We start from the raw sequence: 15101 nt of genomic DNA, 5'->3' as shown, positions 1-15101 counted from the left end.
ATAAAATTTGACAATTGATTTTAACAAAGTTAGTTAAAATTTTATTAAAAATTTTTTTACTTTTCTTATGATTTTTATAAAATATGATCAAATTATCATAGAAAATAGCGATGATTATGTCTTTATTATTGTTTTTTTACACCGATTGTTAACTAAAATTAACATATGTTCGTATCCGCTTAGAGAAACCTTAAAAAGCCATGCGTTTACGCTTAACATTCTTATGTTAACCTTTCAGTGGTAGCTCGATTGGTTTTGGCTTAGAAAATAAAAAGCCTTGATGTACGTTACACCCTAGCATCTTTAAAACCTCACTCTGATCAACTGTCTCAACACCCTCTGCGACGATATCGATACCATAGGTATCTTTTAAATTAATAATTGCCCTCACCAAGTTGATCGTTCTCTCATCCTTTCCAATCATCTGCACAAAGGATCGATCGATTTTTAGCTCATCAAAGCCCAATCTTGATAGGTAGCTAAGAGAAGAATACCCTGTTCCGAAGTCATCTAATGAAATTCGATATCCAACTTTTCTGAGAGTAAATAAGGTTTCAGATATACCTTCAAAATCTTCGATTAAACTATCTTCTGTAATTTCTAGGATGATTTGCTCTGGACCAATCCCTCTTGATAATGTCTCTTTAATAATAAAACTACTAAACTCATCTGAGGATAAATGTACTGGAGAAATATTGATTGAAATTTTTACACCTTCACCATACTGTTTCTCTAGTATTGAGTACTCATCTAAGACTTTTCTGATGATCATGTTACCAAAAATCTGACTTAGGCTTGCCTTTTCGATAACAGGGACGAAATCCCCTGGTGATACAGCACCTAATTCAGGTGAATTCCATCTAGCAAGCGCTTCAAGTCCGACAACTTTGTTTTCAACGCAGTCTCTTTTTTCCTGATAACTAATGTAAAATTCGTTATTTTCAATCCCTTTCAGTAAAAATCGACGCATTTCTTCTTCTGTTCTAAAGACGTTCTCAAGCTGCAAATCATAGCGGGTAATACTAGCACCTTTAGATGACTTAGACTGTTCAAGTGCTATAGATGACTTTTGTATAACCCTTGCGATATTCTCATAAGGTTCGTCTATGCCCGCAAACCCAATATTAAGGTTAAATTTTGCAGGCATATCATTTGATTCTGCTGACGCGTGTATGTTCTCAAGAAGAATTAGTAAGCGATTCATCATAACCTCTGAGTCTGTCGATCGACTGTACCAGATGAACTCATTACCCCCACTTTTCGCAACTAACTCGCCTTCTTTTGAACTGAGTGCAAGTTGTCGTGCAACGTGCTTGATAACGTTATCACCGACTTCACTACCATAGATGGAGTTAATTAAGTTTAATCCTCTAATACTAAGAAGCACGACCCAACCTTGATCGACTTTGTTTTGATTCATATCTGCGACGAAACGGTGTTTGTTAATAATCCCTGTTAATGAATCAAAATAAGCCAATTGCGTCAACTGTTCAGAATGTATTTTTCCTTCGTTAATATTCTCAAGTAAGTAGTCTTTAATGGCATTGATGCTGACTACCATTACCATGCCAAACAGCAAATATGCGACAATGTGCAAGAACCATTCAGAACGATTGTTCAATAAATAAGCACCATTTCCACTATAACTGATTAAATCAAGTTTTAATAATACTGGTGGCAAAGCAAATATCGCAATAGATATCACTGTGTAATAGTAGCCTAATTTTTTTGAAAGAAAACTAACGATGACTAGATTGCTGAGCGCAATTAATATAACGCCTGTACCGGAAAATCCACTTTGGACCAAAGAGACTGCTCCAAGTAAAGTGGTTACAAGCGCAACAATTATGATTTTAATATGTACTTTGATCTTATGTCTGAAGAAATAGACGCCAATAAGAAAGATACAGATCATTAAATCATAATAGATAAAATTACTTTTTTTATCCGCAATTGAAACGACATAGGAGCTAATTACTGCAACGATGGCGGATATCGGAATAATTAAGTCAAAGCTCTTCTCAACACGTTCAAGAATCATTTGATCGTAGTTTTTACGTGTCATAACACACCTCTACTCACTTTTTCAAACCACACACAAATATCATGTGATTTACATAAATATACCCTATTGATATCTTTTAATCACTTTATAGCAAATTTGATGCTTTTGGCTTAATAATAGTGGGTATTACCAAGGTAATTGTTAATAGTCCGCATATAAACGTGTCGAGGTGATGGCAATGAGAGATCGTATTTCTTTCTCCTATATCGCAACTGCAATATTCTTCCTAGCAATTGTTCATGCCCTTCTGACTACCTTTATTTCAAGTTATGAACACAAACATCATAACCGCCTAAGTGACATCCAATCTGGGATTCTCAATTTCTTAGGTGAGATAGAAGTTGTCTTTGGATTATGGGCGATTCCACTTGCTCTTTTTACAGCATATTATTACAATTGGCAGACTTTTGTCAGTATCGTAGAATCCCTTTCCTTTACTGAGCCTATGTTCGTTATCGTCATTATGACCATCGCTGGTAGTCGCCCAATAGTAAAAGGGGTTGAACTGTTTTTATGGCAGCTTGTGAAGCTGATAGGTGGTCGCCTTGAGGTATGGTGGCTAATGATATTGACCCTTGGACCTTTATTAGGGTCACTCATTACTGAGCCTGCTGCAATGGTACTTTGCGCAATGCTTTTGGCTGATAAGTTCTATGATTTAAATCCGCCTAGAAAACTTAAATATTCTACGCTTGCATTGCTTTTAATCAATATATCTATTGGTGGCACTTTAACTAGCTTTGCTGCACCTCCCGTTTTAATGATCGCAGATCAATGGCAATGGACCACTTCGTTTATGTTCACCCATATCGGTTATAAAGCAATCATCGCAATTCTCATCAATAACTCAATTTATTATTTAATTAATAGACATGCGTTTAAAGCACTTGAAGAGGCTTATAAAAAAGATCGGTTTAAGAAGTTTGTTCAAAGAAGATTTGTAGACAAAATGATAGTGTCTAAAAAAATTGATGAACTGGAGCTGATGACAAATCAACAGGTTGGATTCATCTCAGAATTCGAAAAGAGCTCAGAAGCTTTAAGGCAAGAAATAGAGAAAAGCGCACGAATAACGCTTTCAGAGGAAGAACTAGAGCAGTATCAAATAGACGTTTATTTATCACAAAGATTCGATACGATAAAACTGAGCGAAATGAAGCGAACAATTCCAGGGCTACTGCCGGATGATATCAGACCTAAATACAATGACCCCGACTGGGACCGACGGGATGATAAAGTGCCTATGTGGATGATTCTTATGCATCTGATTTTTATGGTCATCGTCATCATCAATGATCACCAGCCCGTTATATTCATTGGAACGTTTATGTTTTATATTGGCTTCGTTCAGATTACATCGCTTTATCAAAACCGGTTAAACCTAAAACCTGCCCTTATGGTCGCTTTTTTCTTAGCAGGGTTAATCATCCATAGTCACTTTCAAGCATGGTGGATTGAGCCTTTGTTAAGTAGCTTATCTGCAACTGCTTTAAATCTCTGTGCAATCGTTTTAACCTCTTTTAATGATAACGCAGCCATCACTTATCTCAGTAGCCTTGTTAGTGGATTATCTGATGAACTTAAATACGCCATCGTCACTGGTGCAGTGACTGGTGGTGGGCTCACGCTTATCGCCAACGCACCCAATCCCATCAGTCAGTCCATACTTAGAAAGTATTTTAAATTCGGTATCTCACCTAGATTGCTTTTGCTCTATGCTGCGATACCTACGTTCATCGTTGCATTGATATTTAAGTTCTTATAATCTATGGCATATGAAAACCCGAAACCACACAAAAGCATTCTCTGGACGTCGGTCCTCGGCTTTGCCTGCGGAGCGTCCGACGAATGTTTTTGTGTGATTTCGGGCTTTAGTTATATCGATACAATTTAAGAACTTAAAATTCTAGATTTTATTTGGTGATTAAAAGTTCAAGCTTCGCTTGGTCAAATGTGATATGTTGTGACAAACTGTTCATAAGGTCAGTAAGTGCTGCCGTAACTGCTGCTGCGTCATCTGCTTCTACTGCAGATTTAATGGCGTCGTTTAATGTTTTAATAGTACCCTCTGGTACATCATAGGTCGCTTTTAATGTATCTATCTCTGATTTTGTTGCGTCTCTTTCCGCTTTTAACCCTGCTCTATATGCCTCGATTTGAACCTTTGCTTCTTCTCTTGTTAAATCACCAGCTAGTACACTTGCTTTGATACTGTCCATAAATGCCTTGCCTTCAACAGCGTTTTCAGATATAATTCTTTCTCTTTCAGCGATGAGTGATGTATGAAGCGCATCGTGTTCATCCCAAAGTGAGTCGAACGAGCTCTGAAGATCAGGTGCGTAGCTACCAATCACTTCAGTTAATTTTGCTCTGTATGCATCTCTCTTCTCGATGACATCTGCTGCTTTTGCCTCTAAACGTTCGGTAAATTCACCTGCTTTAAGATCGATTTTCTCAGTTGTATCTGCAAACGACATTGTCGGTGCTGCAATTAATACAATAGCGATACAGCTAAGCGCGATTTTCCCTAAATTAATCCTTCTTTTCATAAAGTATACTCCTTTCGAATTATATATATCGATTGACCTCACCAAAGATGTCATGGTTTCCCTTTGGCTTATTTAGAGTATACGCGTCTTGGTCTTGTGAGTTCAAAGGTCAAACTGTGGCAGACCATAGGCAATCATAATTATTTATATGGTCTCTTCCACAAAGTGATTATTGTTGCTCCATTGACGATTAAAGTGCCCGTTGTAAAATCAATTTATACGCAGTAATATTAAAGAGTGCCCTAATATAATTGTATAAAAAAAGATTTAAAATAGGAGAGGTTGACTTATGGAAGTCTTTAAAATATATAAGGAAGATGATGCGATTCAAAAATTCCAAAACAATGCGGGAAAATTTAAGCTTATCGTTCAAGATAAGAACCTAGAGATATTTGAATCTGAAATAAATGAAGGTAAATCTATTATCTGTCAACCTTATGAATCTAAAAATGCAATTAATGTGATATTCGTCTTAAGTGGACGACTTTTTCATACGAACTCTCTTAGTTGGGTGCTACCAGGGGAACGTATCGAGTTTAAAGACCTTGAATTTACGCATCATTTGAGTGTTGTGGAAAAAACTAAAATTCTAAGAGTGCGTACTAGTGTCCATTTTATGAAACAAGCGGGGGAAACAAATAAAGTCTATGAATTAATACACAAAATTCAAGAAAAAGATAATTATACTGAAAGTCATTGTAATCGTTCTGGTAACCTGGCAGTTCAAATTGCAACTCTTATGAAAGTTTCTGAGAAGTCTATAAGTAATCTACTCCACGGTGCTAAAATTCATGATATCGGTAAATTATTTGTTCCAGAGCATATTTTAAACAAACCTTCTCAGTTAAATCCGCGAGAATATGAATTAATTAAACGACATACCAATGATGGCTATGCACTCATTTTAAAAGAAACCGGCAATGAACAATTGGCTAAAATTGCACTAGAACACCACGAGAGACTTAACGGAAGTGGTTATCCAAATGGTCTGTCTGGCGATCAAATTTCTATAGAGTCAAGAATTATGGCTGTCGTTGATAGTTTTGATGCAATGACGACTGATCGCCCTTATAAAAAAGGGATGTCTGAACAAGTAGCACTTGAAGAGTTAAAGTCTTTAACTGGTACTTTGTATGACGAATTTGTTGTTCTTACACTTGAAAAGTTAATTCTTTCTCTAATGAGGCATCAATAAACGATATTACTTTTCCTTTCATTTTTATTTAAATTGATACAGTGTGATTACACCTAAATAATCTGTTAAAGTTAACGTAGCCGAATCCTTAGAAAGATAGGGCAATCCCCTCTCTTCAATATTGAATAGGACCTCTTTAAAACTCTGACAATGATCATCTGTTATGAAAGCATACAGCTTTCTGTCTGATCCTCTAAAAACTACTTTACCATTTAGTTGATCATCTAAACGCATAGTAGCGGTTGGCACTTCATCATGCATAATGGTCAGAGCTGTAGGCAGTTTGCCTATTGATGCCCAGGTCATCCCACCATCAAGTGTTTGAAACAAATTGCCTGAGAAATCCAAGATGCATCCCGTATTTTCAGATACAAACGATATTGCAGCTAGGCCATTTAATTGCTCTGGAAATTGAATGTTGGAAAATGTGAATCCCGCATCATTTGTCACAGCTAACTGATTGATGGCACCTACCCAAACCACTTGTTGGCTAACGATATCCACTAGATTATTGGGGATTTCTTTAATCAAAGGTAGATCGGAAACGGCAAACAATGATCTTCCTCCGTTTAGAGAAACTCTGTTCCCTCCATAATTCCCCACAGTCCAAATATAATTTAAATCTAACCAATCTAAACCATATCTACAATTCGCCTCGTTATCTCCTTTAATCCATGTCAGACCACCATCATTTGTCGTGTATGTAGCGCCATGATAGCCAACGGTTACTCCATGTATTTGATCAAAAAAACCACTATAAAATACGGAATGAGGCACCTTGATTTGATTTACCTTTTCCCAATAAAAGGACACTTGTCTCTCATTTTCTAATGATTTACCTTCTAAATTGTATGCAGTAAGTATGCCACACGTAAACAATATAATAATAATAACCAGCATCCATATAATACGATTCATTACTTCATTTTGCATTTTAAACATCACATTCACCCCTTTCCTATAATTATAATGGGCTGTGACTATGAATATGATGACCTAGAAACAAGATAAGCTGGTCAATTTACAGGATTGATCAGCTTAAGTATTATAACCATGTATTACTTTCTCTAAAAGACAGTGGTGTCAATCTCATTTTCCTTTTAAAATATCGATAAAAACTTGACGGATCGTCGAACCCAACTCTTTCAGAAATCTCACTTATAGGTAGCGCCGTACCCAATAACAGGTCTTTTGCAATCCTTAAACGCAAATTTGAAATATAATCACTTATGGTTTGTCCCGTACTTTCTTTGAACTGATCTGAAAGTGAGGTTCGATTAATATGGTATCGCTCAGAAAGATCTTGAAGAGAAGGGGGATTTTGATAACTGATTAAAAGTTCACTCATTATTGCATCTATCGTTTCATTTGGAATGGTTTTCGTCTTTGATTCAATATGACCTAAGTACAAGCGCTCAATCAGCATTAAGCACTCAATTAAATACGATCTCGAACGACACGGCCAAAATGCATCATTCTGGATTTCTAACTCTTCTTCAATCCTACCAAACAAGCCTTTTAATCTATGAGCAGTCGAAGGTAAAACTGAATAGTAACCCCTTTTAAGGTTATCTTTTATTAAAAATGCGCTTAAACCTGTGACCTCCGTTTCAAGACTCTCATATGCTGGATTAAGAAACAAAGGGTGGAAAATTATCTCCGTGATGGTATACGTCTCTCCGTTTTTGATATCCAAAGGTTCATTCAAATTCAAACAAAACACTACAGGTAACTCTTTGTCTTCAAAATTTACATAAAGTCTTTGATTTGCTTTGTCTGATTCTACTAAAACGAGCCTAAACCGATTTGACACTTGGTTTTCAGTCCATCCGTGTCTAATTATCAATGGTATCGGTTCATCCTGATGATATTGTCTTCCAATAGTATAATTTGTCATATTACTTTACCTCACAATGAGATTGCATCATTCGAATTTATAGTAATTGTATCAAGTCACAGTTAATTATTACAGTAATTCAAACTCACTATTTTTAGTTCATAGATGTCCACTTAGTCTTAAGCATAAACACAAAATACTCAATTTATCTTTTTAGAAAAAAAGATAGGCCATGTAATGACTCATTACACGACCTATCTATCTGAAACATTAAAACTTGGAGATAAATAAAGGAGATTATTTAATCATCAATAAGTTGTATAAAATTTGAGCCATTTGTGCTCTTGTTGCATATCCTTTAGGATCTAAGTTACCTGATTTTCCACTTACAAATCCACCTTCAACAAATAGCTTCACGGCATCCTGTGCATAACTTGAAACCTTAGCATGATCGCCAAACTGCTCGAAACTAGCTTCTGATGTCCCTTCTGGTAACTCACCTACGATGCTTAGTGCATTGTAAAGTAAAGTCATCATGTCTTCTCTTGTCAACGCTGCATCTGGTTTAAACTTATTATCGCCCGTACCTGACGCTAGACCTAATTTCTTAGCAGTAGCCAGATAAGCCGTATAATATGAATTGCCTGCATCAGCAAAATTCTCTTTAAGTGATGCTTCAACTTCTACATTATAAGCATTCATCAGCATTACTAAGAATTGACCTCTCGTAATCTCTGCTTCTGGACTAAATTCAAGCTCTGATGTACCATTTGCAATTTGTCTTGATGCGATGTAAGAGATAGCGTCATAATACCATGCTCCTGAACTTACATCGTTAAACGACTTATCTTTATAGCCTAACATATAGGTTGAAAAATGCTTGGTTTTAAACTCAACCATATGCGTCTCTTCGTTATAGTTACCTCTGATGGTTTCTAACTCACCTTTATCATTGAGATAATATACGACTATTGCATTTTTCTTTTCACCAGGTTGTAGTGTATAAGGAATACTCACTTTAACAGAGCCATTTCCAAAATCACTAATTGTTTGCGTTCCAGAGGTTACACTGAAATCGAACACAGGTCTATCTTTCACTATTTCCTTTACTGCATCACTTAAATCACTTGTGTCTACTTTGTTAATGCTGATTGAAATCTCTTCATTATTTGAACTAGCTCCAATCGAACTTAAAGCTTTTTGATCAAATAATAAAGTCCCTAAACCAGATGTGATTTTCATGTCTGCGTTTGCTTCATTAGACACTCTTGATAAAGCATCTTTATCAAATGTGACTGTTAACTTATCTGCATCAGAAGTTGTATCGATTTTAACTTCTATGACGTTCTTTGAACCATTTGTGTTGTTTTGAGTAAGTTGATCGATTGCTTGATTTAAAGTTTCCTTTGAAACAGTTGCTACTGTTTGACCATTTTGAGTTTGAGTTTCTCCTACTTGGATTGAACCAGTAACCACTTTCTGTCCTTGAGTCGTTTCAACGATGGTTACAGTCGTCGGTTTAGGATCAACTGGCGTTGGCTCTTCTCCTGGTAAGCCAGGATTTGAAGCAGCTGTACAGATGATATCTGCTCTATCTCTAACTCTAATACGTGCACCTTCTGTATCGATTGATGATAAACCAATCGCTGTAAGGTTTGCGCCTACTTGAAGGTTATCAATAGTCTTAGTTGATGTGATATAGCCATCGATGAACACTCTGCAAGTGACACCGCTATCATCTTTAACATAGATGCTTTCGATTACATTATTTGAATACTCTAAGTTAACAATTTTACCACTTACTTGTACCAAACTACCAAGATGTGAACTTGCAGCGACTTGTGCTGTGGTTAACAAATATGGTGTTGGTAATGGGCTAATGTTTGAATCAATTATTGATATTTTTTCTACTGCTATCTGTCTTTCACCGTTGTATGAACTTGTTTTACCAGTGATTTCAACCAATTGACCGGCTCTTATATCACCAGCAACAGGGAATGCATTGATACCAGCAGTTCCATCTTGAACATAAATACAATCAAAGAATGCTGTATCTTTATCATAGCCTGAAGCATTTGATGTAACGATCCCTCTAACAGTAAAGCGTTCACCTTCATTTGCACTTTGAACATCAGCAATATTCGAAATAACCACAGGGTTAACAAACTTAACGATGTCTTCCATAATGGTGTAGTTACTATAAGCTGGTGTCGCGTAGCTATCCATAGTTACTTGAATTTCAAAGTTACTCATGAAAACCGCACCTGCAACGATGATCGTTGAAGTGTTACCATTGTCATAATTAACAGTTTCAGATGCTGCGATAAGATATTTATCCGAATACTTTGGAACCATTACTTCTGAAATTCCAGTTGTACCATCTTTGTCGTCATCTGACGAATAGCTTGTTGTAAAGCTGTAAACCATTGGACTGATGTTTTCTGAAAGTGTATCCGTAGGCATTTTTGCTGAATCCACTGCATAGATTGTTGATCCACCATAACTTGAGTACACTTGTTCATCTGTAACAACACGGCTGATAAAAGGATTGCTCGTATTGTAATTGGTTAAGTACAAACGTTGTGGTTGTCCACCATTTGTTACATCGTCTTTTGCTTCATCATCTGAAATTCTAAGCGATGAACCGATTGATTCAAGCACTCTATTTTGTTGTGCTGACATCTGATCAGCTGCTGGAAGTGTATACGCTGTACCATCTGAGTACTTAGTATAGCTTTCATAGTAGTCACCCCAGCCTGTGATGATAATCGTATTTCCTGCTTCTGCAAATGACTTGATTGCTTCAAGTTCAGCTTCCGTATAGTTCATATATCCAATTTTGAAGTTACTTCCGTTTCTTCTTGTTGGCGGAGTTAAAATTAGCATTTTGAACTTCGGATTACTTGTTGCTGCCATGAATTCTTCACTTGTTTTTAACTCAACCACGCGAACATCATATTCAACAGCCATATTAGCAAAATTGCCCATGCTGTCTTTATAGTTTCCGTTTACGTATTCGTTGTAATGGCTTGCATCAATACCTATATAAACCAATTTTTCAGCATTTCTAACATTGATTTTAATTTCTTGTGTAAAGATTTTTGTTTGATCACCTACTAGGAATTCAGCGGTTACTACAACATTATTATCACCTGCTGTCGTCGGTATATATTCCTGTGAGTGTTTATAAGTTCCAGTTGGAACGATACTTTCATTTAAAACTTCTTTTTTAATCAATTGACCATTCACTGTATATTCTAGCGACTTAAGCGTTACGTTAGATGCTTCATTATTAAATAAAGTCGTCGTAAAGTTAAGCGCTTCGTTAGTTACAGGCATTTTTGTAGACGCTTCTAATGAACTAATGCCTACAAGCGGTGCTTGACCTACCCAAACAGGTGCAGTCACAGCAATGTTTTTATCTGCTTGAGTTACTCTTACATAGTAGTAGCCTTGTACAGATGGTAATTCAAAGTTCCATTCAACAGCGTTTGTTTCAAAGGTTTTAGATGCTGCAACTCTACCGCTATTGGTTATAATCTCAACTTTTGATATTACATCATTTGAATCAGGGTCATCAACTGTTACCATCACTTGTAATGGTGTGTTAGGAACATCGCTGATAATGCTACCCATCATTAAATCATTAATTGTATAGCTTATATTAAGATTTTTATCTTCAGTTGCGTAAACTGACATATTTTTAAGACCATTTAAAAGACCTGTTGTACTTAAATCGTCAGAAATGATAACCGTACGTGCGTTATTGGCATTACCCCATTTACCTTTATGGTTATCTTGGTTGTTCGTAGGTGCCACATGCCATCCTTTATCCAAAGCTTTCGTATATTCTGTAAAGCTTGGGAAGTAGCCGCCCGATCCAATAGCACCTTCACCGTTACCTACTTCTACAGCAACCATTTTATTATCATAAGATGCTGACCAGTATGCAAAATCAGAGAAAGTTCCGAAGGTTGAGCCTGGATGGTTGAACTGTGATAAGTTTGCAAGTGGATCTGAATTCTTTATTAATGTGTCATAATAAGCTTTCATTCCTGCATCAGCAGTTTTATTGTTTAGTGTTGTGTTATTTCTACTTACTAATCCTACTGAGTTAAATGTGTTGATATGTCCAGGACCACCTGACCATGTCATCTCATATCCTGGGAAAGCAAGCTTGCTTCCAGCATTTTCTTCATTGAACGTAGCCATATCAGATACATATGTGTTCCACTTTTCTAAGCTTTGCGCCGTCATTAAAGTCTTATCGTTCATTGCATCAGCTGGATTTGCTGCCGATTGTGTATCAAAGTAGTTTGAGTGATCTGTAAATGCGACGAAGTCTACATTTTCACTTGAAGGTAAATTTTTAAGGTAACTTAAACCGTCTGCTAGAGTTCCAGAACCATCTGAATACTGTGCAGTATGGGCATGAAGTTGACCAAAGAAAGCTTTAATCGTAGGTGTTCCCACTGTAAAGCTCCAAGTTGTCGTTGCAGTTAAGCTGTCCGCTCTCGTAACCGTAACTGTTGCAGAGTATTTACCATCCACAGATGTCGGCATCGGGTAAGCGTACTTACTATCCTGAACAACTACATTCATTACTTGATCGTTAATAATTACTGAATCTTCACTAGAAACCGTTAATTTAACCACTGGATTTTCACCAGCATTTTGAATTTCAACAGAAATCATCGGTGCTTTATCTTCACCTGTACTACCGTTTCTAGCTGGTGAAACAGATATAAATTGTGGTTTGCTATCGATCATAATGCTCTTTGCATTTGTCGTTGTAGTTAAACCGGTTACGTCTGTTGCAGTTACTGTAAAGTCAATCGTATCCGCTTCTGCGATTACTTCTACTGCTGGAATTACAAATTGATATTCATTGTTTTCAGCAACATAGGTCATCATTTGATTGCTTACTGTTGCATCTCCTATCGTATAGCTAATCTTAACGTTGTCCACACCTTTGTTATCTTCCACATTTAGTGCAACGGTATAGTCTTGTCCTACTTTTGCAGGAAGATAGCTTTCTTTAAGTGTGACGACTGGTCCTTTAATATCGTTAACAACATCGTATACGTTATAACCATTGGTTTCTTTTAAGCCTGTATACAACTGAACCGTTGTATTATAACAGCCTACCATAGCATATAAATCAACGACATCACCTTGGACCACTTGAACTGGGAAGCTAGTAGCTTTATAGATGTTCATAGTTCCTGTTGAATCAGAGATTGCAGTATTGTTACTACTTGTCGCACCTAATGTAACGTCTTTAACCTTTACGTATCTCCCAAGCATAGTTAACCCATTTGCTTTAAGTTCAGCAATTGTTATTTCTTGAGGTGGAATAGGTGTTCCACTAGATAAAATCTCTGATGATAGAATACTCGTCATCTCTGGTAATCCACCATAAATGGTGTATGTGCCTTTAAATTTCACTTCGTCCCCAATTTTAGCACCCTCTGGGGCCGAACCGTACACATAAAGTGAGTACATCTCTCCATTGATCTCTGATTGAATAACTGGGTTGGAATAGTTTGTTGCGAAATATACCAAAGTTCCTTTTACTTCAACATCGGCAGTTCCGCTTGCCAACGATAATACGTCTTTAATCGTTCTAGCTTCACTTGGATCTTTGATTTTATAAGTTGCGCTAACAACTTCACTATCCACTTTTCCTTCAAGTTTTGCGATTACTTTTAAAGTAATGACATCCCCTATTTCACCATTAATATGAATGCCACCATTATATAATGTACTTGCTTCTGTAGGGTCACTACCATCTAAAGTATAGTAAATAGCCGCCGCTTCATCATTACATGTTACTGTAATCGTTGCACCACTAACGACATCAGCAGAGCCATTCGATAAAGCTAAGTACAAATTATTTGCAGCTCCTGTTTTTGACATAGAAACTACTTCAACTTTTGTTGTTCCACCTTGATCGAAAACTCGCACGACAACATCTACAGTGTCGCCTATTGTAATCCCTGGAAAATTAGATTCAACAATTGAAGGTGAAATTGTAATATTTGCACTTTCCTGAGTTAGTGTTGATAAATCAGTAAGCGTTGCTCCTTCAATCTTGATTATTTCACACATATGGTTGTATCCAGCGGTTAATCCATCTGGTGTTGCAGTAATCTCTGCAATCGTTGCCGTACCTCTATCAGGTACATCATTTGATGTTGAAAGCACTGATAATTTACTTTCCATAACACCTGTCAGTTCAACCAAACCATTGTAATTCTCTCTTTTACCTAATGCCACAATCTCATCACCAACATGCAATGAGCTTGCGTTTGCAGTTAAATAAAGGCAAATTGCGCCTGTGTTATCTTGAATATAGACATTTTTATTATTTATATAAGAAACCACACCTTTAACTTTAACATTTTCAGTCGTTAAAGGAACTGTTTTAGCAGCAGCAATGGTTAATGGTTCAGTTGAGTCTACTGTGTAATTAAATACATTTACTGGACTGTCTCCTAAATCTTCTTTTACAGCCTTTACATAAACATTTGTATCTGCTGTAATCGTAATTACAGAGCTTGTTGTCCATTCAGCACTTTCTGCTGAAAATGTATTATATACAACATTTGCACCAGCAGTAGATGTTGAAAATGATACAACTGTATTTGGAAGTACTACTCCTGATGGAATGTTCGCTATAGGAGTTGCACATACTGTTGGTGGTGGTACAGCCCCAGCTCTAGGATTTGCAGCTGTTTTAGTAAAATCTATACTATTACTATCCGTATCTACACCATCTGTAGTTCTTATAATTGATTCTGTCGAACTTGGAGCAGGTGCAGCTGCTGATCCTTCATATTCGTTTGCTGATGATCCATAACCAACAAAATCAATTACTGCAGCATCTGCTTTGCCACTTATAGAAGTCACCTTCGATGCGAGAGCCACTTTTCCATTTGAACCTGAAAAATTCAAAGTTCCAGTTTGATTCGAATTTGGAATTGCAACCCCATTCGCTCCTGGTGCCATAACCACAAGATAATAATCTTTTGCTTTAATAGTTCCTGTCAGTCCACAAATATTTGTGAAAGCGCCAGTTGAACTTGCATACTGTACAGACCAACCAGCTAAATCAATATCGCTATCGGTTGGATTGTAGAGTTCCACAAAGTCTGCGTTATAGACTGCTCCACTATTTCCTCCTGCGCCATAAATTTGATTAATTACGACGTGATTTGCAAGTACACCCTCAGCTGCGAAGGCTTGGATGTTCATTGTACTCATGATCATGAGTACAATCATAAGCAGGCTTAAGTATTTTTTTGCCCTTTGTTTCATAAGAACCCCCTCTAGTTACTTTTAATAAATGAGAATTATATATGATGATTGCAGATAACGAAAAAACTGCAATAATCTACACAAATCAGTTAAACTATATCGATTACACTTTTATTGTTAAAATTAATCGTTTAA

Annotated in this window: 8 protein-coding genes; 3 read left to right on the top strand and 5 right to left on the bottom strand. The window is 36.7% G+C overall.

Annotated features, from left to right (window positions below; genetic code table 11):
• Window positions 1-226: 226 nt before the first annotated feature.
• Window positions 227-2065, bottom strand: coding sequence for a putative bifunctional diguanylate cyclase/phosphodiesterase (locus AC4PID_RS08785; protein WP_492135195.1), 1839 nt, complete (start codon window positions 2063-2065; stop codon window positions 227-229).
• A gap of 178 nt (window positions 2066-2243) precedes the next feature.
• Between AC4PID_RS08785 and AC4PID_RS08780 the strand changes: the two genes are divergently transcribed.
• Window positions 2244-3830 carry a putative Na+/H+ antiporter gene (locus AC4PID_RS08780; protein ID WP_492135194.1) on the top strand — a complete coding sequence of 529 codons (1587 nt, stop codon included), beginning with the start codon at window positions 2244-2246 and terminating at the stop codon, window positions 3828-3830.
• 148 nt (window positions 3831-3978) lie between these two features.
• On the opposite strand, the gene AC4PID_RS08775 is transcribed toward AC4PID_RS08780, so the two are convergent.
• Window positions 3979-4614: a hypothetical protein gene (locus AC4PID_RS08775; protein ID WP_492135193.1), complete on the bottom strand. Its 636-nt coding sequence runs from the start codon at window positions 4612-4614 to the stop codon at window positions 3979-3981.
• A gap of 63 nt (window positions 4615-4677) precedes the next feature.
• On the opposite strand from AC4PID_RS08775, the gene AC4PID_RS08770 reads away from it, so the two are divergent.
• Together AC4PID_RS08770 and AC4PID_RS08765 are read left to right on the top strand one after the other, a co-directional pair.
• On the top strand, window positions 4678-4842 hold the full coding sequence (locus tag AC4PID_RS08770) for a hypothetical protein (protein WP_492135192.1): 165 nt from the start codon (window positions 4678-4680) through the stop codon (window positions 4840-4842).
• A gap of 61 nt (window positions 4843-4903) precedes the next feature.
• Window positions 4904-5809: an HD-GYP domain-containing protein gene (locus AC4PID_RS08765; RefSeq protein ID WP_492135191.1), complete on the top strand. Its 906-nt coding sequence runs from the start codon at window positions 4904-4906 to the stop codon at window positions 5807-5809.
• A 24-nt stretch (window positions 5810-5833) separates the two neighbouring features.
• Here AC4PID_RS08765 and AC4PID_RS08760 read toward each other — a convergent pair whose 3' ends face one another.
• The 3 genes from AC4PID_RS08760 to AC4PID_RS08750 all read right to left on the bottom strand — a co-directional run bounded on the left by AC4PID_RS08760 (window position 5834) and on the right by AC4PID_RS08750 (window position 14966).
• Window positions 5834-6751, bottom strand: coding sequence for a WD40/YVTN/BNR-like repeat-containing protein (locus AC4PID_RS08760; RefSeq protein WP_492135190.1), 918 nt, complete (start codon window positions 6749-6751; stop codon window positions 5834-5836).
• Window positions 6752-6854: 103 nt separating this feature from the next.
• The gene (locus AC4PID_RS08755) at window positions 6855-7706 is read right to left on the bottom strand and encodes a helix-turn-helix transcriptional regulator (protein WP_492135189.1); all 852 of its coding nucleotides are present in this window, start codon (window positions 7704-7706) and stop codon (window positions 6855-6857) included.
• Window positions 7707-7943: 237 nt separating this feature from the next.
• On the bottom strand, window positions 7944-14966 hold the full coding sequence (locus AC4PID_RS08750) for an S-layer homology domain-containing protein (RefSeq protein ID WP_492135188.1): 7023 nt from the start codon (window positions 14964-14966) through the stop codon (window positions 7944-7946).
• Window positions 14967-15101: the final 135 nt, after the last annotated feature.

This window comes from Fusibacter sp. QWL-12 (assembly GCF_058683495.1).
Note: the sequence above shows the minus strand (reverse complement) of the source record. Positions and strands in the feature narration are given on the sequence as shown.

Coding starts and splice junctions, on each gene's coding strand:
- AC4PID_RS08755 (WP_492135189.1), bottom strand. CDS start 7,706: ATGACAAATTATACTATTGGAAGACAATATCATCAGGATGAACCGATA.
- AC4PID_RS08785 (WP_492135195.1), bottom strand. CDS start 2,065: ATGACACGTAAAAACTACGATCAAATGATTCTTGAACGTGTTGAGAAG.
- AC4PID_RS08780 (WP_492135194.1), top strand. CDS start 2,244: ATGAGAGATCGTATTTCTTTCTCCTATATCGCAACTGCAATATTCTTC.
- AC4PID_RS08760 (WP_492135190.1), bottom strand. CDS start 6,751: ATGTTTAAAATGCAAAATGAAGTAATGAATCGTATTATATGGATGCTG.
- AC4PID_RS08775 (WP_492135193.1), bottom strand. CDS start 4,614: ATGAAAAGAAGGATTAATTTAGGGAAAATCGCGCTTAGCTGTATCGCT.
- AC4PID_RS08750 (WP_492135188.1), bottom strand. CDS start 14,966: ATGAAACAAAGGGCAAAAAAATACTTAAGCCTGCTTATGATTGTACTC.
- AC4PID_RS08765 (WP_492135191.1), top strand. CDS start 4,904: ATGGAAGTCTTTAAAATATATAAGGAAGATGATGCGATTCAAAAATTC.